This window comes from Candidatus Palauibacter sp. (assembly GCF_965213655.1).
Taxonomy (GTDB): Bacteria; Gemmatimonadota; Gemmatimonadetes; order Palauibacterales; family Palauibacteraceae; genus Palauibacter.
The window spans coordinates 1,219,231-1,243,436 of the sequence record NZ_CBDBZT010000003.1 but is presented as its reverse complement, the minus strand read 5'-3'; the positions used below and the strand labels follow the sequence as shown (position 1 = coordinate 1,243,436).

Genomic DNA, 24,206 nt, shown 5'->3' with positions numbered 1-24,206 from the left:
GGGTCAAGCCAGCATACCCCGTGTATAACACGGAGGCTGACGAGGGGCTCCTGCCCCCTCGACCCCCAAAAGACTTTCTGCGCGGACGCGCGCGAGTTCGCTGGCGTCCTGATTCTCCCCAATGGGTCGCCGCTTCGCCCCCCTACCCCGAGCCGGACTCGATCTGCCTTCCTCCCTCTCTAGTGGACCGTCCGCTAGTTGGAGGAGCCCATCCTGTCGACCAACAAGCCGCTCGGGACTCGCGACGGCGTAACGTGGGTCAGGTCCCTTGCCGACTCGTCCGTGAGCGCCTTGAGGAACTCGATGAGGCTATCGACCGTCTCCTCGTCCAGCCGGATGGGCAGCAGCAGCGTGTCCCGGGTCGCTAGGATCTCCTCGTAGTTGTCGAGCAGGGTCGGCTGGAGAAGCGGGTCCACCTGGGTGACGTCGTAGGCGTACAGCGTGCTGTCGACATTGTTGTAGTGCTCGACGAATCCGCGCAGGGTTGTGAACTGGCCGACGTGCCCGTACGGCGCGGTCAGTTCGATGTTTCGCAGAGGGGGCACCTTGAAGCGGCGGCGGTCGGCCGGGTCGCCCGTGACGCGCTCGCGCCCGAAGTCGTCGCGACCGCCCGGTCCGTCTCCCGTCCCGGGACCAAACTGGGCCAGCGCGTCGTTGTGGAACTCGTTGCCGGGCCGAGCATCCAAGATGTCGGTTTGGTGACAGTTGGTGCAGCCCACCGTCATGAAGTCGATGGCGCCCCGCAGTTGCTGATCGGTCAGGCGGGCGTTGTCGCCGTGCAGGAAGAGGTCCCACGGCGAATCGCCAAACGAGAACTCCGAGATGATGAAGCTCATGATGGCGTTCGAGGCATGCGCGAACGTCATGTCGTCGAAGTCGGTGCCGGGATAGGCGGCTTCGAAAAGATCGCGGTACTCTTCGATCGCACCCAAGCGTAGCATCAGGCGCGCCCAGAGTTCGGTGAAGTTGTGGTCCTCGCCGAATCCCTCGGACAATTCGTTTCCGTCACCCAGCATCTCTTCTGGCGAGGCGACCGGGAACAGTGGCTGAGCCGACGGTAGACCGAAATCGAAAACAGCCTGCATACCGGGCGTCAGGTGCTCCCCTGCTGGAGTCCTGATCGTGCCGCCTGGAAGTTCCTCCACCCGGCCCTCCCAAAGGAACTTCCGGACACGGTGGAGGTTGAACAACGCGAGTGAGTGCCTAAGGGTGAACTGGCCATCGGGATGCGACCGCGCCGGTCCAAGGCCTACGCCCCCAACTCCCACGGGTATCGACTTGCCGTCGCCGGTGGACATCGCTGGCAGGTGGCAAGTCATGCAGGACACGTCGCGGTTGCCGCTGAGGATCTTGTCGAAGGCGAGGAAGCGCCCGAGTTCGACGGTCACGGGCTGAATGGGAAACGGAGGGAGAACGGGAAGAAGGCCGCGTTCGCGAACCAGCCGCCGCGTTTCGCCGATCAACTCGGCGCGGGCGGAGGGAACGACCTCGGGAGGCTCCACCGGGTCCAAGCCGACGGCGTCGCTATCGCAAGCCACAAAGATACCCACCAACACCGGGGCCGCGAGTAGCGAAACGTAGGCTCGGCTCGGCTCGGCTCGGCTCGGCTCGGCTCGGCTCGGCTCGGCTCGGCTCGGCTCGGCTCGGCTCGGCTCGGCTCGGCTCGGCTCGGCTCGGCTCGGCTCGGCTCGGCTCGGCTCGGCTTAACGATGAAGCCGTAACGATTCAACAGCATCGTGTCAACATCCTCTTGGGGCTGGTCGTGGATTCTCTAACTGAACTGAACTGTCCGCTGCGCCAAGACAAGATAACCAGCTTATCCGACTCGACATAGGCCGCGTGAGACCAGCACGCCTCGGTGGAGTGTAAAGCCAACGCGACGCCTACGCACTTCTTAGCGGCCAGCGTACCAGTCGCCTCCGCCGCAACCTGTACTGCCCGCATCTCAGCGGCGATATCGACGCAAGGCGGCTTGATCGTTGCGGTGAGATGCCGACCGACCGTCCTTCCACGGCTTGAACGAACGTCCACGGGTAACCGTTCGGGCAAGCCGTGGGCTGGCCTCCTGCGGGTTTGCGCCCGACGGGGACGGAACAACCGACGAAGCGCCCCCCTTCCACCTCAATCGGGACGCGTAGGCGGAGCGCGACGATGAGACCCGTAGCGTCGGAACGATATGGTCGGATCGCCAGTCGCGTAAAGGCTTAGCTTCGCGCCGTCGCGACCGCTTCTTGGCTGGCCTGTCCGGGGGCGGGCCAGCCGCCCCATTCGTGGCTCAGCGGCGACACTGGCGCAATGTGGGCTTGCTCGTTGCGGAAAGGATGCCGCCGACCGTTCTTCCACGGCCTGACCGAACGCTTACGTCCACGGAGGTCCACCAAGACCCACTGCATTACCGTTTGGTTAGTGGGATTCAATGAGGTAATCGCTTCGACGGACGATTGTATAAGCTATTTATTTACAATCGGTTACGTGTCACATATCGGCCCGTCACGGTCGCCGTACCCGGGCTCACCGACGAGATCGTGACTACGCTGCCTGAGACCGAAGCCGTCGCGATCGCCGCGTCCGAGGTTACCGCGGCATAGGTCAGCGCGTCGTCGTCCGGGTCGCTGAAGTAGGACATGACGTCGACCGAGCCGGAGCTTCCTGTCGCCAGGGTCTGGGCGGGGACGGTGCCGACCGCCTCCGGCGCCCGGTTCGTCGCCCTCACTGTCACGTCGGCTCGCTGTCGGGCTTCGAGGCCATCGGGATCCCGGGCCGTGATCGTCACGACCGCCGACCCCACGGCCACGCCCGCGATGGTCACCGTGTTGCTCGACACGGAGACCGTCGCCACGCCGGCCGCCGATGTCTCTGCGGTGTAGGACAACTGACCCCCATCCCGGTCCCGGAAATACGAGGAGGCGTCGATGGTGGCCGACGCGTTGACGGCGATCGTCGTAGCCGGGATCGTCCCCATCTCCTCCGGCGCACTGTTGCGCACCGCCACATCGAAGGCCTGCGTGGCTTCGAGCCCGCCCGGGTCGCGGCCGGTGATCGTGACGGTGGCGGTTCCTTGCGCCACGCCCGTGACCGTCACGCTGCTACCGGACACAGAGGCCGTGGCCACTCCTGCTTGCGACACCGCGGCCGTGTAGATGAGCGCGTCCGCGTCCGGGTCATCGAAGTAGGAGGACAGTCGTACTGTGGCAGCCTCGTCCGCATTCAGCGTCTCGTCGGGGATCGTGCCTGTCGGCACCGGCGGCTGGTTGTCGGGACGCGCGACGCTCACGGCGATGTCCCTCGCGGCCGCCAGCCCGTCCGGATCCGTTGCGGTCGCCGTCACCGTCGCGGCTCCCGACGCCACCGCCCGGATGGTGAGCGTGCTGCCGACCACGCCCGCCGTCGCCACGCCGTCAGTGTCTGACGAGCCCGCATACATCAGCGGATCCATGTCCGGATCCGAGAAATAGGACGACAGATCCAGATTGACCGACCCCCCTTCGGTCAGCGTTTGTGCCGGAATCGTGCCCCCCGAAGGCGGACGGTTGGCGCGCGGCTGCACCGCGACCGCAACATCCTCCGATGCGGTCAGGCCACTTGGATCGCGGGCGGTCACGGTGACCGTGGTAGCGCCTGCGGCCACCGGCCGGATCGTCAGGGTGCTCCCGACCACGCTCGCGGTCGCCACGCCCGTGTCGTTCGACGAACCGCGGTAGCTGAGCCGATCCCCATCCGGATCCGAGAAGTAGGACGACAGTTCGACCTGGGCCGTCTGCGCCGCGCCGATGGTCTGCGCGGGAATCGAACGGGCGGTGGGAGCGCCGTTGGGGACGGTCACCCGAATCCTCTGCCTGGCCGACAGCCCTCCCGGATCGCGTGCGGTGACCGTGATCGTCGCCGCGCCGCCGGCTGCAGCCGAGATCGTGACTCCGCTGCCCGACACCGTGGCCGTGGCCACCGACGCGTTCGACGTCGTAGCCGAGTAAGTCAGCCGGTCACCGTCCGGGTCGCGGAAGTTGGAAGACACGTCGATCGTGACGGAGCTGCCGGCATCGACCGTCTGCGCCCCGATCGTCCCCACCGAAGTCGGGGCCTGGTTACCCTGCTCCGACTGGACCGTCACGTTCACCGCCTGCTCGGCCGCGAGGCCATCGGGATCGCTCGCGCGCACGGTAATGGTCGCCGTGCCCTCGGCCACGGCGTCGATCGTCACCCTGCTGCGGGATACCGTGACGGTGGCCACGCTCGCATTGGAGGTGGTGGCGGAGTACGTCAGTCGATCCTGGTCCGGGTCCTCGAAATAGCTGAACGCCAGGAACCAGTAGTCATCGCCCGGTTCAAGCGTCTGGTCGGGGATCACATCCGTCGACTGCGGCGGGCGGTTGGGCTGAATGACCTCGACGCGGGTGCGCTGCCGGGCATCCTCGCCCTCCGGATCGCGGGCCGTGACCGTAATGGAGGTGCCCCCGTCCTCCAGTCCCTCGACCGTCATGACTGTGCCCGAAATCGTGACGCGCGCCTTGGCGTCGAAAAACACTTCGGCCGTATACGTGAGCGGATCTCCGTCCGGATCGGTGAAGTAGGGGTGCAGGTCGACGGAGAACGTCTCGCCGACGTTCAGCGTGTGATCGGGAATGGTGCCGACATCCTCGGGCTCGCTGTTGGGCACGGTGACGCCGAATGATTGCCGCGCCTCGAGCCCGCCCGGATCTCGCGCCACGACCGTGACCCGCGCCGTTCCCTTGGCGACCCCCGTGATCACCACTCTCCGTCCCGATGTGGAAACCGTGGCCACCGCCGGATTCGAGGTCTCCGCCAGGTAGGTCAAGTCGTCCCGGTCCGGGTCGTCGAAATGGAACGATAGGGAGACGCTTTCGGTGTCGCCCAAGTCCACTTCCTCATCGGGAATCGTGCGAGTGGCCTCCGGAGGCCGGTTCGGCTGGATGACGGTCAGGTAGGTTCGCTGCGACTCTTCCAGACCGTCCGGGTCGCGGGCCGTGACGGTGATCGAAGTACGGCCATCTTCCAGTCCCTCGATGGTCATGACGCTCCCCGCCACGGTCGCGCGGACCCGATGCTCCCAGAACGGTTCGGCCGTGTAGGTGAGTGGGTCTCCGTCCGGGTCCGTGAAGTAAGCGGAGAGGTCGACCGTGGTTGTTTCCCCCACATCGACGGTGTCGTAGGGGATGTCGCCGACCGCCTCCGGGGCGCTGTTGGGGACCGTGACCGTGAAGGATTGTTCGGCTTCCAGCCCCTCCGGATCCCGAGCCGTCACCGTGATCCGCGCGGTTCCCCGCGAGACGCCCTCGACCGTCACGCTCCGGCCCGACACCGTCACGGAGGCGACCGCCTCATCCGATGACACTGCCGTATAGGTCAGCGCGTCCCGGTCCGGGTCGTCGAAATAGAAGTACATCGATTCGCGATCCGTACGCCCCGTTTCCACGGTCACGTCGGGGATCGTCCGGGTCGCCGCGGGGGGACGGTTGGGCTGACGCACCCTGACCCGGGGCCGCTGGCTCGCTTCCAGGCCCGCCGGATCGCGCGCCGTAATCGTCACCGACGTGCTTCCCTCGCGGACCCCGACGATCGTCAGGGTGCTGCCCGACACCGTCGCCGTGGCCACATGCTCGAAGAACGGCTCGGCCGTGAAGCTCAGAGCGTCCCCATCCGGATCCGTAAAATGTTCCGATAGATCCAGCGTGACCGTAGCGCCGACGTCCAGCGTGTCTCCCGGAACCGTCGCCGTCTCCTGAGGGGCGTTGTTCGGCACGGTCACCGCGAAGCGCTGGCTGGCCTCCAGGCCTCCCGGATCCCGTGCCGTCACGGTGATTTCCGCGGCGCCGCGGCCGACCCCCGTCACTGACGCGCGGTTGCCCGTGACCGTGACCGTCGCGACCGCCGCGTCCGAGGTCGCGGCCGAGTACGTAAGGGCATCCCTGTCGTCGAAGTAGGAGCCCAGATACACGCTCCTCGTCCTGCCCGCAGTGAGCGTCAGCTCCGGCATGGTACCCCGCGCTACAGGAGGCTGGTTGGGCAACCTGACGGTCACCCGCGTCCGCTGGGTGGCTTCGTTTCCGTCCGGATCGCTCGCCGTGACGGTGATGGAGGTGCTCCCCTCGGCAGCCCCCTCGACCGTCAGCGTGCTCCCGGCAACGGAGACGCGCGCAATCCGTTCGAAGAAGGCCGTCGCCGTGTAGGTCAGCGCGTCCCCGTCCGGGTCCGTGAAGTACCCGGAGAGGTCCACGGTGGCTGCCTCCCCCACCTCGAGGGTGTCTTCGGGGATCTCGCCCACGGCTGCGGGAGGACCCTTTGTAACATTGACGCCAAAGCGGAGTGTCGCCGGCAGGTTCCCGGGATCACGCGCGGTCAGATCTACCGTCGCGTGCCCCTCCGACACGCCCGTGATGGAGAGGGCGGCGCCCGACACGGAGACGGTGGTCACGTCCGGATTCGAGCTCCGGCCCGAGTAGGTGAGCCGGTCTCCGTCCGGATCGAAGAAGTAGGACACCACGTTGAACGTGAGCGCCGCGCCTGCCGGGATGGTCACGTCGGGGAACGGCAGCGTCCCTTCCGGCGCCCGGTTCGACCCGTCCGACACCGTGACTTCGGCGGTTTGCGATGCGGACAGTCCCGCGGGGTCGCTGGCCGTCACCGTCACGGTCGAACTGCCCGCGGCCACCCCTGCAATCGTTACCGTCGAGCCCGACACCGTCGCTGTCGCCACCGCTACGTTCGAACTCTCCGCCGCGTAGGAGAGCGCATCGCCGTCCGGATCGCTGAAGTAGGACGATACGTCGAACGTCAGGTCTTCTCCCGCCGCCAGCCCCACCGGCGGGATCGATTCCACCGTCTCGGGACCCTCTCTGCCAACCTCGGTGAGGCATTCGCTACCTTGGAGATTACTGAAGGAGGGCGAAGGGTGGAGAACGATGGACGGAGAGAGGAATGGGATGACATCGTCGAAGATGGAGGAGGTGACCCCGGGACGCGAGGAGCGTAGCGACGAGCGGCACGGGGTCACGGCCGCGGCCCGCCCGCCGGCGCCGGATCCGGAGTTGCGGCGAAGGCGACGAGGCGGCGCTTCACCGCGGCGTACAAGCTGTCGATCGTTGAGGAGGCGGACGCCTGCGAGACGCCGGGGGAGATTGGAGCGTTGCTGCGGCGCGAGGGACTGTACAGTTCGCACCTCTCGATGTGGAGGAAGGCGGCGCGGGAGGGGTCGCTGCGGGGGCTGGCGAAGAGACGCGGACCGAAGCCCTCGGGCGGGAAGCGGGAGGCGAGGAAGGTGCAGACGCTGGAGCGGGAGGTTGCGCGGTTGCGCGAGGAACTCCGCAAGGCGCGCATCATCATCGATGTCCAGGGAAAAGTTGCGGGGCTGCTGGGCGTGAGCCCCGGGGACGGGAAGCGCTCTTGAGCGCGGCCGGAGGCTTGGCCGGGCACGTGGGCGTACGCGCGGCGTGCGAGGCCCTCGGGGTCGCGCGCGCCACGTTCTACCGTCGCCGGAGGCCGAAGACCGGGCAGCGGCAGCCCCGGCCGGCTCCTGCCCGGGCCCTGGACGCGACGGAGCGGGCGGAGGTCTTCCGTGTGCTGTGCTCGCCGCGCTTCGCCGACCGCGCGCCGGCGGAAGTGTACGCGACGCTGCTGGACGAGGGCGTCTATCTGTGTTCGGAGCGGACGATGTACCGGATCCTGGCCGGGAAGGAGGCGGTTCGGGAGCGGCGGGCGCAGCGCAGCCATCCCAACCACCCGAAGCCCGAGGTGGTGGCCAGGGCACCCAACGAGGTGTGGTCCTGGGACATCACCCGGCTGCTGGGGCCGGAGAAGTGGCGGTACTTCCATCTGTACGTGATCCTGGACATCTACAGCCGCTACGCCACCGGATGGATGGTGGCGGAGCGGGAGACCGCGGGGCTGGCCGGACACTTGATCGGGGAGACGTGTCTCAAGCACGGTGTGCGGGGAGTGTGCTGATTTCTGTGTAAATGGCCATGGAGTAGACTCTGGAAGCGGGAGGAGACCATGGCGAGGAAGAAGGATGCGACGGAGCGGGAGGTAGACGAGCTTCTCGACAGCCTGCTGGAGGGCCGCAGCCCGGAAGAGATCATGGGCGGAGGCGGTCTTCTGGAGGCGCTGACGAAGCGGGTGGTGGAGCGGGCGCTGGAGGGAGAGCTCACCGACCACCTGGGCTACGAGAAGCACGCGAGAGAGGGCCGCAACGGCGGCAACTCGCGCAACGGCCGTACGCGGAAGCGAGTGAAGACGGACACGTCGGAGTTCGAGATCGAGGTGCCTCGGGACCGTGATTCGACGTTCGACCCGAAGTTCGTCAGGAAGGGCCAGCGTCGGCTGGGCGGGTTCGACGAGAAGGTGATCGCGCTGTACGCGCGGGGCATGACGACGCGGGAGATCCAGGGTCACCTGAAGGAGCTGTACAAGGTGGAGGTCTCACCGTCGCTGATCTCGGCGGTGACCGACGCGGTCCTGGAGGACGTGAAGGCGTGGCAGGGCCGGCCGTTGGATACGGTGTACCCGATCGTGTATCTGGACGCGATCCACGTGAAGGTGCGTTCCCGGGGCCACGTCCGGACGCACGCGGTCTACCTTGCCCTGGCCCTGACGCTCGAGGGCAACAAGGAGCTGTTGGGGCTGTGGGTGGGCGAAGCGGAGGGGGCGAAGTTCTGGCTCTCGGTCCTCACCGAACTCAAGAACCGGGGGGTCGAGGACATCCTGATCGCAGCGATCGACGGCCTCAAGGGCTTTCCCGAGGCGATCGAGTCGGTGTTCCCGAAGACGCAGGTCCAGCTCTGCATCGTGCATCTGGTGCGCGGCTCGCTCCGGTTCGTCGCCTGGAAGGAGCGCAAGGCGGTCGCCAGGGACTTGCGGGCCATCTACCGGGCTCCGAGCTTGGAGGCGGCCGAGACGGCGCTGGAGGCCTTTTCAGAGCGTTGGGACGAGCGCTTCCCCATGATCAGCCGGAAGTGGCGGGCGAACTGGGCGAACCTGACCCCGTTCTTCGATTATCCGCCCGAGATCCGCAAGGTCATGTACACGACGAACGCGATCGAGGCCCTGAACGCGCAGCTCACGAAGGTGACGAGGAAGCGCGGCGCGTTCCCAACCCCGGAGGCGGTCAGGAAAGTGCTGTACCTTGCGATCGAGAGGGCGTCACAGCGCTGGACCCGGCCCGTTCAGGACTGGACCGGCGCCCTGAACCACCTGTCGATCGTGTTCGAGGGCCGAGTGCCCGTATGAGTGCGAGGGCCATTTACACAGAAAATCTGACAGTCCCATGAGTGCGAGGGCCATTTACACAGAAAATCTGACAGTCCCGTCGCTGAGTCGTCCCCGGGTCTCGAACGACAATCCCTACTCGGAAGCGCAGTTCAAGACCGTAAAGTACCACCCGGGCTTCCCGGGCCGGTTCGCCGACATCGAGGAGGCGAAGGACTTTTGCCGCACCTTCTTCCAATGGTACAACACCGAACACCGCCACGGCGGCATCGGCCTGCTCACGCCCCGGCAAGTCCACCTCGGCCGCGCCCCCGAGGTGATCGCGCACCGGCAGAACGTGCTGGCCGCGGCCTACGCCGCCCGCCCCGACCGCTTCGTGGGAGGCCCGCCGAGGGCCGCCGAACTCCCGGACGAAGTCTGGATCAACCGCGCACTCCCCATCACGTCGGCCAACGCCGCAGGACCGGCCGCCGGCGGGGAAATGGAGGGCTCACTAAACTGAATCGGCAAGTGTCTCACAATCGTTGGCAGGTTCCGGGAGCCCGGTTGGCTCGCTCCACCGTCACGGCCACGGTCTGCACGGCCGACAGGCCTCCGGGATCGCGGGTCGTCACCGTCACGGTCGCACTGCCTACGGACACCCCTGTAATCGTGACCGTCGAGCCCGACACCGTCGCCGTCACTACCGAGGCGTCCGAACTCTGCACAGTGTAGTTCAGCGCATCGCCGTCCGGATCGCTGAAGTAGGACGATACGTCGAACGTCAGGTCATCTCCCGCGGCCAGCCCCATGGCCGGAATCGAGCCCACCGCCTGCGGCGCTCGGTTAGGAGTCGTCGGAGGAGGAGGCGGCGGCGGAGTCGGAGGAGGTTGGCCGGGTACCGTCGGACCCCCGCCTCCGTCGCCGCAGGCGGCGGCCCAGGCAACGATGAGCACTGCCATGCCCCATGCGGCCGGCCGGCTCTTCTCGCTGCGGCGTAGCACCGGTCCTCCTAGGGGATCCGAATGCGGAGCCCCAGCTCCAAGGCGACACGTCCGTCGGGGCTGAACCGCGGCAGGAGAAGGCTGAGGCGTCCGTGACGGTCGTCAAGTGGAATCGCGGCCCACTCTTCGCGATGAATGAAGATGCCGGCAACGCCACCGACGACGGCTCCAATGGGTGCTCCGACCACCGCGATGCCAAGACCCGGACCAAAGCAGAAAAGGACAAAGACAAACGCGGCCACGGGCCCTGCTCCCCCTATTTCCGCGCAGGCTACAATCAGTCCGACGCCAATGCGTATTGGAATGTACGCACCTATTGCAGCCCCCTCGAGCCACAGTCGCTTCCTGCCGACGCTCCGGTCCAATCCGTCGATCGATCGGTAGTTGAAGGAGAACAGCGTGCTGTCCCGAACGATGTCGAACCCTTCTTCGCTGACGGCGGCAACCTCCCCGATGGCCGTGGAATCCGGGAGGGAGACGCGAACGCGGTCCCCGACCTGCTGGGCTCGTACAGGTGTCGCAGCGCCTGCCAGCGCCAACGCGATGATCGCTGAAACGGAGCAAAGGGCCTTGTTCACGGCACTCCTCCTGGGACGGGCATGCAGGCCGACGTTCGTCAGCTTCCGAACGGGATCACGACCCCGGCCTGAATCGCCAGACTCTTCCCAATGGAAGAAATATGTGGGGAAACACACGGATCGGTATCCCCCTTTTGGGGGACACGGTATGGGTGTGGGGTGCGCCGGAAATGCTGCGCGGACTTCCCCTTAGCGGATGGGTCTGCGCAGGCCTTCCAGCGACAGTATCCTCCGCACCAGTTCGGCCCGGTTTCTGAGGCCCTGCTTGCGGTAGACCCGCTTGAGGTGAGTGCGCACGGTGCTCTCCGCACAGCCCAACTCGCGCGCCATACCGGGCACGGTCTGGCCGAGCGCCGCCGCCACCGCCATCCGGCTTTCCGCGGGTGACAGGCCCAGTACCGCAGTCGGCAACGCGGGATCGATCCGGGGTCGGGCGGCCGGGTCCGTGACCAGCACCAGTGCCCCGACTTCCAGAGCACGATAATCCGTACCCAGGCCCCGCACGGGATGGATCTCGATCACCAGCGGCGTGGGAGCTTTCAACCGCGTGATCTTCATCGAACCCCCGGCGCCTTGAGCGCCGAGGGGGGACAGCGCCTGCGCCAGCAAGCGCCGTAGCTCCGCGTTCTCTTCCGGTATGCCGGCAGCCAGCACGTCCTCATCGTCGCGGAGCCCATCGCGTTTCAGCAGAATGTCCAGCGCTCGGTCGTTCGCCTCCAGGATCCGTCCGCGGCGGTTCAGCTGAATGAACCCGGACCGCCCGTTGTCGAGCAGTTCGGTAAGAGACGCACCCAGCGCCTTGGCATTAGCCATCGCATGCCGGACGCGTGCGAACTGACGTATGTGAGGCGCGAGACGTTTGATGGTGCGGATCTGATCGTGTCCCCAGCCGCCGAGGTCAAGGGAGTCGAGGAGAGACCAGACGACCGCACGCCCGTCCGGCTCATGGAGCACCACGAAAAGCCCGTTCTGTCCCTTGTTGGCGCTCCGAAACTCATTGTATACGGAGGACTTCTTCTTCTCTTCTTCGGTATAGAGCTCCGACTTGTAGGCCAACTCGCCGTCGCGAAGTCCGTAGAGTCGCGGAATCGCTTCATCCCGCCTCAAGTAGTGACCGACGTATACTTGCTCGTAGTCCTCCCGACGCTCCGTGCCGGTGAAGAACCGAGCCATGAGGACTTCGGGCTCGAACCCCGGCCCCGGATCCGCGTGCACCAGCCCATGACCCCGCGTCCGGATCAGGTCGTTGACCAGCGTCGCCGCCGAGACCCAGGGGTCATCGGCCAGCGCCGCCTCGTACAGCGACAACAAAGCGCGCTCGAACCTGTCCTGCACGGTCACGGCTGAATCCTTCCGCTACCTGAAGTTGCGGTAACGGCTTACGGGCCACGGCGTGTGGCAATATGGCACGGTAGGCAGGCAATGGTCCGCGTGCCACCCTGATTTCGGGGGGTACGGGCAGATGAGCTGGCAAGAGGTGCAATCAGAGGTTGAGGGATGCCCCGGGCCGGTATCCCCCTCTCAGGGGACCTTCCCGGGGACCCCGTTCAGGCCGGAATCAGCGGCGGTAGTCGAGCGGCGGCGGACGGTCGCCCAGCAGTGCCTCGTAGGCGAAGTCCACGCCGCGGCGCTCCGTGAGTTCCTCCCACGCGGCAGCGATCACGTCCGGCGACTGGAAGAGTTCGATCGTCGTCAGCGCGAGTGTCTTGGCCGCGACCATCATCCCCTTGGTGCCAATGTCTGTGCCTCCAGCCGCCACCGCTTGCCAGCTGTGCGCCGAGGTGCCCGGCACCCAAGTCGCCGTCGACAGCCCCGCCGTGGGCACGACCCAGCTGATGTCCCCCACGTCCGTCGAGCCGCCGCCCACGCCTTCCACGCCGAATTCCTCGATCTCGCCCTCCGAACCCAGCGGCCGTGAGGGGCCGCCCTCGAAGGTAGCCTGAATCTGTCGGGCGAAAGCGCGCTCCGCCTCGGTGTACTCCACGCCGCCGACCTTGCGCAGGTTGGCGTCCATCACCTGGCCCAGGGCGACGTTGGGCACGAGGTCGTACAGCCCGTGGATGACCTCGTACTCCATCTCGGTCCCCGTCCCGAGCGCCGCGCCCTCGGCCGCCCGCGCCACCCGCTCGAACAGTTCGAGCACGGTGGGGGCGTAGGGATGCCGCACGTAGTAGTAGACCTCCGAAAAATCCGGCACGACGTTGGGCGCGAACCCGCCCTGCGTGATCACGTAGTGGATGCGCGTCTCCTGCGGGACGTGTTCGCGCATGAGGTTCACCATGTGGTTCATCGCCTCGACCCCGTCGAGCGCACTACGCCCCCGCTCCGGCGCCCCCGCGGCGTGCGCGGAGTAGCCCCGGAAGCGGAACTTCGCGGACTTGTTGGCCAGCGAGCGTCCCGCCTTCGCGCTGTTCACGGAACCCGGATGCCAATGCAGCGCCACATCCACGTCGTCGAACAAGCCCTCGCGCACCATGTACACCTTGCCCGCGCCCCCTTCCTCCGCCGGCGTGCCGTAGAGCCGGATCGTTCCCTCGTGGCCCGATTCGTCGAGCCATTCCTTGACTGCGATCGCCGCCGCCACGGACCCCGCGCCGAACAGATGGTGGCCGCACGCGTGACCGGCGCCCCCCTCGATGATCGGCGAGCGCTCGGGCACCGCGTCCTGCGAGATGCCCGGCAGGGCGTCGTATTCCGCCAGAATCCCGATGATCGGTCCTCCGGAGCCGTAGCTCGCCACGAAGGCGGTGGGCATCCCCGCGACGCCGGACTCGATGGAGAACCCGGCCGCCTCGAGTTCGCCCTTGAGCAGTTCGGAGCTCTGCTCCTCCTGGTAGCCGACCTCGGCCCACTCCCAGATCTGGCGAGCCATGCTCCCGTAGTGGTCGCGGCGCGCGTCGATCCCCGCGAGCTGAGCGTCCTGGGCCGCCACGAGGGGCAGCGGGAATACGGCCACGAGTGCGCCGGCGAGGAGCTGACGCCTGCGGAGGTTCCTGTTCAACACGGGGCTTCTCGCTGACATGGACATGCTTGTGGAACTCCTCGAAGGGGGACGGATAGAACGGTCTGGAGAAGCTGGCCCGGCGAAGCGCGTCTGGCTAGCCTTTGTCGCCGTTTCCTGTATCGATCACGGGGGGTTGGGGGTGGAGAAAACGAAGTTCCTGGGGATCATGTGCGTACTGGCCGCCGGACTCCCTGCCGTTCCCGCCGAGTCCCTGCAGGAAGAGACGGACCCGACTTGGGAGTACAGCGCCGAGTTGAGCCTGCTTTTCACCTCGGGCAACTCGACCGTTCGCACCTTCGGGATCGGGGGCGGCGCCCGGCGTGAGTGGGCCGGCGGTGAGCTGTCCCTGCGCGCGGGCGGTCTCCGGACCGAGTCCGGCACCACTCGCCGCGTCGCCGTCGGCACGGCAGACAACTTCATGGTGAGGAGCGAATCCGATCCCGAGCCGACGGCCGAGAACTACTTCGCGCGGGGGGAGTTCGAGCGTTCGTTCTCGGACCACGTCCACCTCACGACGGGCGCCGGCTGGGAGCGGAACACCTTCGCGGGGTACGAGAGCAAGCTCTCACTGGTCGGCGGCATCGGAAACATGTGGATCGACAACGAGAGGACGCGGCTCAAGAGCGACTACGGGTTGACGTTCACCGCCCAGAACGACGTCATCGAGGATCCCGACAAGAGCGCGTCCTTCGGCGGAGTCCGCGTCTCCACCAGCCTCCGGCGGCAGCTCACGCCCACGGCGGACCTGGAGAGCACGCTGACTCTGGATGAGAACCTGACCGATGCCAACGACATTCGCGCCGATCTGGCCAACTCCCTGGCGGTCGACATCAACAGCTCGCTGGCCGTGAAGACGGGCCTCCGGCTCGTGTGGGACAACGCGCCGGCACTGACGCGAGCGCCGCTGGAAGACCCCGGTGGGGCCGCGACCGGGGAGACGGTCCTCGTCCCGCGCCACAAGCTGGACTCCACGCTGACGATCGCGCTGGTCGCCAACTTCTAGCCGCGGACGCCTACTCCCGGAGACTGATCTCTGTGACCCGGTCGGTCACCCGCTGTCCGGCGGTCATGCCTCCGACGATGAAAGCCCGCCCGCCGGCGATGACGATGCCGCGGTGGTCCATCGAGGACGTGGGCGGCGCATCGACGGTGATCCAACTCTCGGTCGTGAGATCGAAGGCGAATGCCCCCGCCCAGGGCTCGGCGCGCCGGCCATCGTACCCGATCCCGTTGTAGTTGTAGGGATTGTCTGAGCCACCGGCGAAGAGGATACGCGATCCCACGCCCAGGGCCGCGGCACGGTAGAGTCCCGGCCCGGGATGATCGGGGAGGCGCTCCCAGACGATGCGGGTGGGGTCGCCCGGGTCGATACGGCCCAGCCACGATGACGCTTCGAGCACGAAGGTTCGGGGTTCGGCCTGCACGCGCGCGCCATCGATGTACACAATTGCGTCCCCCGCGATGCCCCCCGCGTGCCCGAAGACGGGAGGCCCGGGGATGGGCGTTCCCTGCGCCCAGGTGTCCCGCACCGGATCGTAGATCTGGACCGCGGCCACGTTGTCCGAGTCGTGCCAGCCCGACACGAGGTAGATGAGGGAATCGCGCCACACGCCGGAGACCGCGTCGTCCACCGGCACGGGCATGGGCGCGGCCCGCGTCCAGCGTCCCGTTTCCGGGTCGAGGATGTCGACCTGGGGAACGGACTGTTCCGCGCCGTCTTCCGCCACCGTGTAGCCGCCGAAGAGGTAGATCCTGCCGCCGAAGGCCTGGGCGGTCGCGGCGAGGCGGCCGGGTCCGGGCGGAGGCTCGATGACCTGCCACGCCGGGCTCCCGACATCCCACCGGAAGGAGGCCGTCGTCACGCCCGACCAGAGTCTCGTCGAGTCGATGCCGAGGAAGGAGAAGACGGACCAGCCCGCGGATGTTTCGAGCGCCGCCACAGCGTTGTTGGCCACCGGCATCGGTAGCGCCGACGGTGCGTCCAGGCCGGAGTCGGCAGCGCTCTCGGGCGTCCCGCACCCGATTCCGGCGAGCGCCGCTCCCAGGCCGAGGGTGCGAAGGCCGGCTCGCAACGGGCTTGTTCTGCGCAGCCAGACCGACTTCACGGCCCGCACGTCAGAAAAGCCCGAGTTGGTCGGGGGGTGCGTCGCCCACCGCGGGACGCTCGCGCCAGCCCGCCGTCTCCCGGATCGGGGCGCTCCGCGGCTCCGTGCAGGCCGCGTCGTCCGCTGCGACGCGGTTGACCCGGCGGCTGACCGCGAACACCTCCAGCGCCTCCGCGTCGAATTGTTGGAGCGGCTCCATGGTGCGCTGGGAGATGTCGAGATCGAGCCACATCTGCGCGCCCTCGCCCTCGAGGATGACCGGCATCCGGTTGTGTAGCGGCTCGAGCAGTTCGTTCGCGTCCGTCGTGATGATCGTGCAGGAGGGGATCGGGCCGTTCGGCCCCCGCCACACATCCCACAGGCCCGCGAGCGCCATCGGCCCCCGGTCCCGCCGCCGGATGAAGTACGGCTGCTTGAGGCCGCCCTCCTTCCGCCACTCGTAGAAACCGTCGGCGAGCACCGCGCAGCGGCGGTCGATGACGAGGTCGCGAAACGCCCGCCGGGTCTCGAGCGACTCGGAGCGGGCGTTGATCATCAGCGGGAGTGATGCGGGGTCCTCCGCCCAGCTCGGGATCAGCCCCCAGCGCACCGAAACGAGTTCACGGCCAGCCGCGCCCCGCCGCAGCGTGATGACCTCGTCGGTGGGCGCGACGTTGAAGCGCGCTAGCCAGTCGCCGAGTCGCGATGGGTCGGCCTCGAAGAGTTCCGCCAGGTCGGGAACCGGAGTCTGGAGGCTGAATCGTCCGCACATGCCGCCAAGGTAACGCGCGGCATGGCCGGTGGCCCCGTTGTGGGTCCCGGCGCGCGCGCCGACAATCCTCCGGCCCGGTGACCGAGGCGGGCCGTGTCCCCCGAACCGCACCACCTACCCGGGGAGCAAAGCGACTGGCATTCCCGCCAATCGGTTCCGTCTGTCCCCCATTCGGGGGATGGTCGCCTGGCCGCACCGCTTAGATGTTGGTTCGTAAGTCTCCGGACCTTTGGGCGATTGCACCGGCCTTGCTTCCGGTGAACTGGGGGATGGCCGCATGAACCGCTATCGAATGTTCATCTTTGCGGCAGCGACGCTGTCGGCCGCCCTGTGGGCGTACGCCTGCGGCGACGGGACCGCGGAGCCTACACTGCCGCCGCCCCCCGATCCCGCGCGGCCCACGACCGTCGCGGTGAGCCCGGCCAACGCCCAGTTGGCGGCACTGGGCGCGACGGTGCAGCTCTCCGCGGAGGTGCGCGACCAGAACGGCCAGGCGATGGCCGGGGCCACGGTGACCTGGGCGAGCAGCGCCGCCTCGGTAGCGACGGTGAGCGACGCCGGGCTGGTGACGGCGGCGGACAACGGGACGGCCACGATCACCGCAATGGCCGGGAGCGCGCAGAGCACAGCGCAGATCACGGTGGCCCAGCAGGTGAGCGCGGTCGCGGTCACGCCCGCAGTCGACACGCTGGTGGCGGGCGACACGCTGCGTCTGGTAGCCGAAGCGACCGACGCCAACGGGCACCCCGTAGCGGAGGTCGAGGTCTCGTGGGCATCGAGCAACACGCTGGTCGCCGCGGTGGACAGTGTGGGCCTGGTGACCGGGGTCGGCGCGGGACAGGCAGAGGTCACGGCCGCCGCAAAGGGAGTCACGGGCCGGGCGGACGTCACGGTCGTGGCGCCGGCGCCGACGACCGTAGCGGTCACCCCCGACACGGTGGCGCTGGCCGCTCTGGGACAGACCGCGCAGTTCACCGCGGAGGTGCGCGACCAGGCCGGGCGCGCGATGGAGGGCGTCCCGGTTGCCTGGTCGAGTGGCGACACGACCGTCGCGGCGGTCGACTCGGCGGGGTTGGTGACGGCGGTGGGCGCTGGCGAGACGACGATCACTGCGACATCGGGCGAAGTATCGGGCGAAGCGGTGGTGACCGTGATGCAATCGGCGGGTTCGGTCGTCGTGTCGCCGGCCGCGGACACGGTCGCGCCGGGCGACACGCTGCGGCTTGTCGCGGAGGCGTTCGACGAGAACGGGCACCGGGTCGAAGGCGCTCAGTTCGACTGGTCGTCGAGCGCCGTCTTGGTGGCCAGCGTGGACGGATCGGGACTGGTCACGGCCGTCGCCGAGGGCACGGCGACGATCACCGCCACGACGGGAGACGCACGCGGAACGGCGGAGATCACGGTGGAGAACCCGGACCGGGCGGCGCTGGTGGCGCTCTACAATGCCACGAACGGGCCGAACTGGGTAAACAACGAGAATTGGCTGACCGACGCGCCGCTCAAGAACGGGAGTGTGCTGATTTCTGTGTAAATGGCCATGGAGTAGACTCTGGAAGCGGGAGGAGACCATGGCGAGGAAGAAGGATGCGACGGAGCGGGAGGTAGACGAGCTTCTCGACAGCCTGCTGGAGGGCCGCAGCCCGGAAGAGATCATGGGCGGAGGCGGTCTTCTGGAGGCGCTGACGAAGCGGGTGGTGGAGCGGGCGCTGGAGGGAGAGCTCACCGACCACCTGGGCTACGAGAAGCACGCGAGAGAGGGCCGCAACGGCGGCAACTCGCGCAACGGCCGTACGCGGAAGCGAGTGAAGACGGACACGTCGGAGTTCGAGATCGAGGTGCCTCGGGACCGTGATTCGACGTTCGACCCGAAGTTCGTCAGGAAGGGCCAGCGTCGGCTGGGCGGGTTCGACGAGAAGGTGATCGCGCTGTACGCGCGGGGCATGACGACGCGGGAGATCCAGGGTCACCTGAAGGAGCTGTACAAGGTGGAGGTCTCACCGTCGCTGATCTCGGCGGTGACCGACGCGGTCCTGGAGGACGTGAAGGCGTGGCAGGGCCGGCCGTTGGATACGGTGTACCCGATCGTGTATCTGGACGCGATCCACGTGAAGGTGCGTTCCCGGGGCCACGTCCGGACGCACGCGGTCTACCTTGCCCTGGCCCTGACGCTCGAGGGCAACAAGGAGCTGTTGGGGCTGTGGGTGGGCGAAGCGGAGGGGGCGAAGTTCTGGCTCTCGGTCCTCACCGAACTCAAGAACCGGGGGGTCGAGGACATCCTGATCGCAGCGATCGACGGCCTCAAGGGCTTTCCCGAGGCGATCGAGTCGGTGTTCCCGAAGACGCAGGTCCAGCTCTGCATCGTGCATCTGGTGCGCGGCTCGCTCCGGTTCGTCGCCTGGAAGGAGCGCAAGGCGGTCGCCAGGGACTTGCGGGCCATCTACAGGGCTCCGAGCCTGGAGGCGGCCGAGACGGCGCTGGAGGCCTTTTCTCAGCGCTGGGACGAGCGCTTCCCCATGATCAGCCGGAAGTGGCGGGCGAACTGGGCGAACCTGACCCCGTTCTTCGATTATCCGCCCGAGATCCGCAAGGTCATGTACACGACGAACGCGATCGAGGCCCTGAACGCGCAGCTCACGAAGGTGACGAGGAAGCGCGGCGCGTTCCCAACCCCGGAGGCGGTCAGGAAAGTGCTGTACCTTGCGATCGAGAGGGCGTCACAGCGCTGGACCCGGCCCGTTCAGGACTGGACCGGCGCCCTGAACCACCTGTCGATCGTGTTCGAGGGCCGAGTGCCCGTATGAGTGCGAGGGCCATTTACACAGAAAATCTGACAGTCCCCTCAAGAACTGGTACGGTGTAAGTACGGATGCCTCGGGGCGGGTCGCGGAGGTGTCTCTCGTCGGAAGGTGGGACAGTGAGGGGCCAGTCCCCCATGGGCTCTCCGGCCCCATCCCGCCGGAGCTTGGCGACCTCGCCAACCTCAGAGAGCTGCACCTCTGGATCAACCAACTCAGCGGTCCGATCCCGCCTGAACTCGGCAACCTCGCCAACCTCAGAAGTCTGAACCTCGGGATCAATCGACTCAGCGGTCCGATCCCGCCCGAAATGATGCACATGATCATAAACTAATATATAACAATAAGTTACGTCAGTATTGATCGACCATGTATCACTTGAAGTATACAGAAATGAACGGGAATACATGCGACCGCATCGGATGTCGGTGGACTCGGTGGACTCGGTGGACGTAACCGATCTGCGGCCGCGCTGTCCACCTCCCCTCGCAGGCGCGGCGTCGCAGAGGGCTCCGAGACCGGCTTTCGGCCATTGCAAGCCCGCCCCGATCTCTGCTTGAATCGGATCGGCACTGGCGAGTGCAGCGGCGTGCCGGAATGGGCCGGATCAGGGCCGAGCACTCCTAGGATGCGGGTCTTTGCCGCGTCTTCAACGCGAAGAGCCCCTCCTGCATACTTGTGACGATGACCGTGCCGCTCTTGAAGAACGGATAGACGCTCCAAGCGCCGCTGAGCCCCGGACCTTCGTGATAGGGCGCAGTGTCGAAGAATCCCACTTCCCGTGGATGCACGGGGTCCAAGATATCGAGGACCTGTAGGCCATAGCGGTAGTTCGCTTGGTACATCAGGCCGTCTTTCGGATAATGGTTGTGCGCGCTCGCGGGGAAGGACCCCAGGAACTGGTTCAGCAGTATCGGGTCTTCGACCTCGGCAAGGTCCCAGATCAACGTGCGCGTGGTCTTCACGTTGCCGTCGAGGACATCGAGTTCGTCGTTCTGGTAGAAGTAACGGTGGTCAGGCGTAAGCCAACCCTGATGTATGTACGAGGCTCTCGGCGACGAGGCGCTTGCCACGCTCACCGGATTGGTCTTGTCGGTTACGTCGGATATCTCGAAAACGTCTTCGGCGGAATTCAGACACAACTCGCGCCCGCGATACTGGTCGTCCGGGCCGCGGTAGACCACACACTGCGAATCGTGAATGCGGCGAGTCGGCCCGCAGCCAACGAACTCGGGGTCACGGGGATCGCTGAGGTCGATCATGTGGAGACCGCCACCGCAGTTCTCGCGGGGGCCGCTGTTCCCCACTGCGTAGGCATATCCGGTCTCCTCGTTGATCACGATGTTGTGCGAACCCGCGAATTCGAGATAGTGGGCATCTGGCTCGAAGAGGGCGGGCATCGCACCTCTGGGTACGGAGCGCAGACGCCTGAGGTCGAAGACCTGCATGCCGTAGTCCGCATTCCCGTCGGCCACGATGTACGCGTGGTTCCGGTACGTCTTGATGTCGCGCCAGAGCTGTGACGGCGGCGTCCCTGGGGGTTTGGGCAGATCCCCCACCAGCACGGGGTTCGACGGATCGGTGACGTCAACGAAGGAGGTGCCGTCGATGCGTCCCACCAGCGCATACTCGCGCCCGTCAAGCGGGTCGGTCCAGCCCCATAGGTCGTTTGTGTGTACGCCATGGGCGCGCCCGTCCGCCTTCAACATGGAGTTAGGGAAGAACGACAGCAGGTCGACTTGGTCGCAGTCGAAGGGGCCGGCCTTCCCGTCGGTGCACCGGACTTCGTCGCCCAGCAGGGGCTCGATCGCATCGGCGGCGCTGACGAGCAGACCTGCGTCGTCCCAACTGCCATCTGGGCCACGCCGCCAAACGTGGACCGCTCCGAATCGGTGGTACAGGCCCGGCGCGCTTACCGCCACGAGGTCGGTGTCGGCCACTATCAATGAGCCATAACGATCACGCTGCCCCGCCACCGTGTCGGCGAGCCGCATGCGGCGAGACCATTCCGACGGGTCATCGCCGCCGCTGGCCTCGTATACGTAGACCGCGCCGTTCTCGTAGCCGCGCTCCGCGGGAGCCCCGACCCATATGTCACTTCCGGCGAAAGCCACAGCCGCGCCGAAGAGGTCTCCACTCTCTCCATCCGGGAGCGTCAGCCGTCCCTCGTCGGGAACCCACCGCGCCAAGCCATCATCCCAGAAGTACGCGAAGACCGCGCCCCGGTCTTCGTCGGCGCCCGGGGCGCCGACCAGCATCCGCCCGTGCGCAACCGCTATCGCAGATCCGAACCTACCGTTGGATTCGGCAACGGACTCAAGGAATCCGACCTCCTTCCATCCGTCTTCGCCCAAGCGGAATTCGTAGACAAGGCCGATGTCATCCCGTCTCTGCGGCGGCGGATCTCCGCGCTGTCGGCGCAGGCGTGCAGCAAGACGCCGCGCGATGGGTGTGCGCCCCGCCACCGCCCCTTGGTCCGCCCCTGGGGCGCCAATCAGCACGCCGTGTGTAGTGAAGGCGATGGCCGCGCCGAACCGGTCGCCCTCCGCGCCCGCACGCGCCTGAAGCTTCGCGCGGTTAATCCACTGCCCATTTCCATCGTGCCAATAGACATGGACGGCACCCTGCACGGATCGTCCATACCCCCGCCCCGGCGCTCCCACGAACAGCCAACCGTCACGAGCGCCAAGTGTCAGACCAAAGTCGGCATCGCAATACCCGAAGTCGTTGCATCTCGGCTCACTCCCGCCCACGCCATCGCCCTCGATACGTCCGGTCAAGTTCCACTCGCCTGTGTCGCCCAGCTCGAACACGTGCAGCGGCCCACCGCGCTGTCCGACAAAGAGTGAGTTTCCCATCCGAGCCAGAGCCGTCCCGAACCCGTCCGCACGCTCGGAACCCGGTGTTCGCAATATGTTGGACTCGGGCAGGGTGCCGTTCGTCGTGCTGTAGACGTATACCGCGCCTGGGCGAAAGGTGGGGTTGGGTTCGGCGACGATGACTTGACCCCTGCGGATCACAACCGAACTGCCGAAGGATCCAACTTGCCCGGTTAGCGTCGTGGCACTCGTAGCCAGCACCGCCACCAAGCCGAGGCCAAGAGTGACCCGGCTACGTCGCCACGGAGCCGCAGGCATCGCCCGAGTGCGGTGGGCATGAGCTTTCGCGAGTGGGTTGATCAAGGGACGCACCAAGCATTGTGGTTTGACCTACCATACTCTTGACGATCTGGCGATCAGCGTTGTTTCGCCAGAGCCAACCCGGTCTGCTCGGAATGAGTCCGTCCGTCCAGTCGAAGCAAAAGGGGCCGAAACATCCCGACATGACCCCCGCGCATTCGCCGAGTGCAGGGCTGCGAGGGGGAAGAGCTGGAGTTGCCCCGCTTTGACGGACACCTATCCATTGGGGTCAAGCAAGGAGGTGTCCTATGGCGGGCCGGCAGGGGCGGTATCCGTCCGAGTACAGGGAGCGGCTGGTGGAACTGGCGAGGAGCGGGCGTAGCGCCGCGTCACTCGCCCGGGAGTTCGATCCGTCGGAGCAGACGATCCGGAACTGGGTCCGGCGGGCGGACGTGGACGAGGGGTTCCGTAGCGACGGGCTGACGACGGAGGCGCGCAACGAACTGCGGCGCCTGGAGCGTGAGAACAAGCGGCTCAGGATGGAGCGGGACATCCTAAAAAAAGCCGCGGCCTGACCACCGCTGCGCGGCGGTGCCCCGCGCAGGAGAGCGGATCGATCCCCGGCGGGGGTACGCGTTCATGAAGGCGCACCGGGCCGAGTTTCCGCTTCGGGCCATGTGCCGGGTGCTGGGTCTCTCCCCCAGCGGCTACTACGACTGGCTCAAGCGTCCTGCCTCGGACCGCGCGCGGCGGGACGCGCAACTCGAGGCGCGGATCGGGGCGATCTGGACCGGGAGCGGCGAGACGTACGGCCGTCCGCGGATCCACGCGACGCTCAGGGCCGAGGGCGAGCGGGTGGGCCAGAAGCGCGTGGGGCGGCTGATGAGGGGCTTGGGGATCGAGGGCGCGACCAGGCGGCGTTTCAAGACGGCGACGACGAAGAGGGACACCGAGGCCCGGCCCGCGCCGGACCTGGTGAGGCGGGACTTCTCGGCCTCCGGGCCCGACGAGCTGTGGGTGGCCGACATCACGTATGTGCCCACTTGGGCGGGCTGGCTGTACCTGGCCGTTGTGCTCGACGTCTGGAGCCGTCGCGTCGTCGGCTGGGCCATGGCGACGCACATGCGGACCGAACTCGTCGAGGCCGCGCTGTCGATGGCCCTCGCGCGCCGTCGTCCCCGGGGGCGCATCGTCCATCACTCCGACAGGGGTTCGCAGTACACCTCGCTCGCCTTCGGGGAGCGCTGTCGCGAGTCGGGCATCGCCCAGTCCATGGGCTCGGCGGGCGATGCGTACGACAACGCCATGTGCGAGTCGTTCTTCGCGACGCTCGAGTGCGAGCTGATCTGGAAGCGCTCCTTCCGCACGGCGGACGAGGCGCGACGGGAGGTCTTCGGCTTCATCGAGGGCTTCTACAACACCCGGCGGCTGCACTCCGCACTCGGCTACGAGTCGCCGGCAGACTACGAGAGGAACCATGCGGCCTGAGGCGCACCGGCGGCGCGCACGGACGTCCTCTCCCGAGCGCCTGAGAGAGGCCGAAAGGAGAAGAGCCCGAGACGATCAACCACAGAAACTAACCGTCCGTGAAAGCGGGACAGCTCCAAGCGTTCGCAGCCGCCGAGAAGGGACTGTCAGATTTTCTGTGTAAA

The 24,206-nt window shown here is 66.9% G+C and carries 15 protein-coding genes and 4 pseudogenes; 9 read left to right on the top strand and 10 right to left on the bottom strand.

Annotated elements, in window-relative coordinates; genetic code table 11:
• Window positions 1-194: 194 nt before the first annotated feature.
• Both ACOOGH_RS07755 and ACOOGH_RS07750 read right to left on the bottom strand, forming a co-directional pair.
• Window positions 195-1,538, bottom strand: coding sequence for a cytochrome-c peroxidase (locus ACOOGH_RS07755; protein WP_420448368.1), 1,344 nt, complete (start codon window positions 1,536-1,538; stop codon window positions 195-197).
• Between the two features lie 920 nt (window positions 1,539-2,458).
• A complete protein-coding gene (locus ACOOGH_RS07750) occupies window positions 2,459-6,835 on the bottom strand; it encodes an Ig-like domain-containing protein (protein ID WP_420448367.1) in 4,377 nt (1,458 codons plus the stop codon).
• Between the two features lie 231 nt (window positions 6,836-7,066).
• Between ACOOGH_RS07750 and ACOOGH_RS07745 the strand changes: the two are divergent.
• The 4 genes and pseudogenes from ACOOGH_RS07745 to ACOOGH_RS07730 all read left to right on the top strand — a co-directional run.
• Window positions 7,067-7,402, top strand: a pseudogene (locus ACOOGH_RS07745) (transposase); the annotation flags it as partial.
• On the top strand, window positions 7,399-7,959 hold the full coding sequence (locus ACOOGH_RS07740) for a DDE-type integrase/transposase/recombinase (RefSeq protein WP_420447246.1): 561 nt from the start codon (window positions 7,399-7,401) through the stop codon (window positions 7,957-7,959). The pseudogene ACOOGH_RS07745 and the gene ACOOGH_RS07740, both read left to right, overlap by 4 nt.
• A 48-nt stretch (window positions 7,960-8,007) precedes the next feature.
• Window positions 8,008-9,240 (top strand): IS256 family transposase, encoded by a 1,233-nt coding sequence (locus ACOOGH_RS07735; protein WP_420448366.1) that lies wholly within the window; start codon window positions 8,008-8,010, stop codon window positions 9,238-9,240.
• A gap of 85 nt (window positions 9,241-9,325) precedes the next feature.
• Window positions 9,326-9,721, top strand: a pseudogene (locus tag ACOOGH_RS07730) (integrase core domain-containing protein); the annotation flags it as partial.
• Window positions 9,722-9,734: 13 nt separating this feature from the next.
• Here ACOOGH_RS07730 and ACOOGH_RS07725 read toward each other — a convergent pair.
• From ACOOGH_RS07725 to ACOOGH_RS07710, 4 genes are all read right to left on the bottom strand, one after another.
• The gene (locus ACOOGH_RS07725; RefSeq protein ID WP_420448365.1) at window positions 9,735-10,028 is read right to left on the bottom strand and encodes an Ig-like domain-containing protein; all 294 of its coding nucleotides are present in this window, start codon (window positions 10,026-10,028) and stop codon (window positions 9,735-9,737) included.
• A gap of 182 nt (window positions 10,029-10,210) precedes the next feature.
• Window positions 10,211-10,780: a hypothetical protein gene (locus ACOOGH_RS07720; RefSeq protein ID WP_420448364.1), complete on the bottom strand. Its 570-nt coding sequence runs from the start codon at window positions 10,778-10,780 to the stop codon at window positions 10,211-10,213.
• A 189-nt stretch (window positions 10,781-10,969) separates the two neighbouring features.
• Window positions 10,970-12,121, bottom strand: coding sequence for a helix-turn-helix transcriptional regulator (locus ACOOGH_RS07715; RefSeq protein ID WP_420448363.1), 1,152 nt, complete (start codon window positions 12,119-12,121; stop codon window positions 10,970-10,972).
• Between the two features lie 217 nt (window positions 12,122-12,338).
• On the bottom strand, window positions 12,339-13,802 hold the full coding sequence (locus ACOOGH_RS07710; RefSeq protein WP_420450088.1) for an amidohydrolase: 1,464 nt from the start codon (window positions 13,800-13,802) through the stop codon (window positions 12,339-12,341).
• A 121-nt stretch (window positions 13,803-13,923) separates the two neighbouring features.
• Here ACOOGH_RS07710 and ACOOGH_RS07705 point away from each other — a divergent pair, with 121 nt between their 5' ends.
• Window positions 13,924-14,787, top strand: coding sequence for a DUF481 domain-containing protein (locus ACOOGH_RS07705; RefSeq protein ID WP_420448362.1), 864 nt, complete (start codon window positions 13,924-13,926; stop codon window positions 14,785-14,787).
• 10 nt (window positions 14,788-14,797) lie between these two features.
• On the opposite strand, the gene ACOOGH_RS07700 is transcribed toward ACOOGH_RS07705, so the two are convergent.
• Together ACOOGH_RS07700 and ACOOGH_RS07695 are read right to left on the bottom strand one after the other, a co-directional pair.
• Complete coding sequence (locus tag ACOOGH_RS07700; protein WP_420448361.1) at window positions 14,798-15,856, bottom strand: Kelch repeat-containing protein; 1,059 nt, start codon at window positions 15,854-15,856, stop codon at window positions 14,798-14,800.
• A gap of 43 nt (window positions 15,857-15,899) precedes the next feature.
• Complete coding sequence (locus ACOOGH_RS07695; RefSeq protein ID WP_420448360.1) at window positions 15,900-16,640, bottom strand: SOS response-associated peptidase; 741 nt, start codon at window positions 16,638-16,640, stop codon at window positions 15,900-15,902.
• A 277-nt stretch (window positions 16,641-16,917) separates the two neighbouring features.
• Between ACOOGH_RS07695 and ACOOGH_RS07690 the strand changes: the two genes are divergently transcribed.
• The 3 genes from ACOOGH_RS07690 to ACOOGH_RS07680 all read left to right on the top strand — a co-directional run bounded on the left by ACOOGH_RS07690 (window position 16,918) and on the right by ACOOGH_RS07680 (window position 19,769).
• Window positions 16,918-18,171, top strand: coding sequence for an Ig-like domain-containing protein (locus ACOOGH_RS07690; protein WP_420448359.1), 1,254 nt, complete (start codon window positions 16,918-16,920; stop codon window positions 18,169-18,171).
• A gap of 37 nt (window positions 18,172-18,208) precedes the next feature.
• Window positions 18,209-19,441 (top strand): IS256 family transposase, encoded by a 1,233-nt coding sequence (locus ACOOGH_RS07685; protein WP_420438216.1) that lies wholly within the window; start codon window positions 18,209-18,211, stop codon window positions 19,439-19,441.
• Between the two features lie 88 nt (window positions 19,442-19,529).
• Window positions 19,530-19,769, top strand: coding sequence for a leucine-rich repeat domain-containing protein (locus ACOOGH_RS07680; protein ID WP_420448358.1), 240 nt, complete (start codon window positions 19,530-19,532; stop codon window positions 19,767-19,769).
• Window positions 19,770-20,058: 289 nt separating this feature from the next.
• On the opposite strand, the gene ACOOGH_RS07675 is transcribed toward ACOOGH_RS07680, so the two are convergent.
• Both ACOOGH_RS07675 and ACOOGH_RS07670 read right to left on the bottom strand, forming a co-directional pair.
• Window positions 20,059-21,693 (bottom strand): choice-of-anchor B family protein, encoded by a 1,635-nt coding sequence (locus tag ACOOGH_RS07675; RefSeq protein ID WP_420450087.1) that lies wholly within the window; start codon window positions 21,691-21,693, stop codon window positions 20,059-20,061.
• Window positions 21,694-21,957: 264 nt separating this feature from the next.
• Window positions 21,958-22,293, bottom strand: a pseudogene (locus tag ACOOGH_RS07670) (hypothetical protein); the annotation flags it as partial.
• Between the two features lie 569 nt (window positions 22,294-22,862).
• Between ACOOGH_RS07670 and ACOOGH_RS07665 the strand changes: the two are divergent.
• Window positions 22,863-24,042 (top strand): annotated as a pseudogene (locus ACOOGH_RS07665) (IS3 family transposase).
• Window positions 24,043-24,206: the final 164 nt, after the last annotated feature.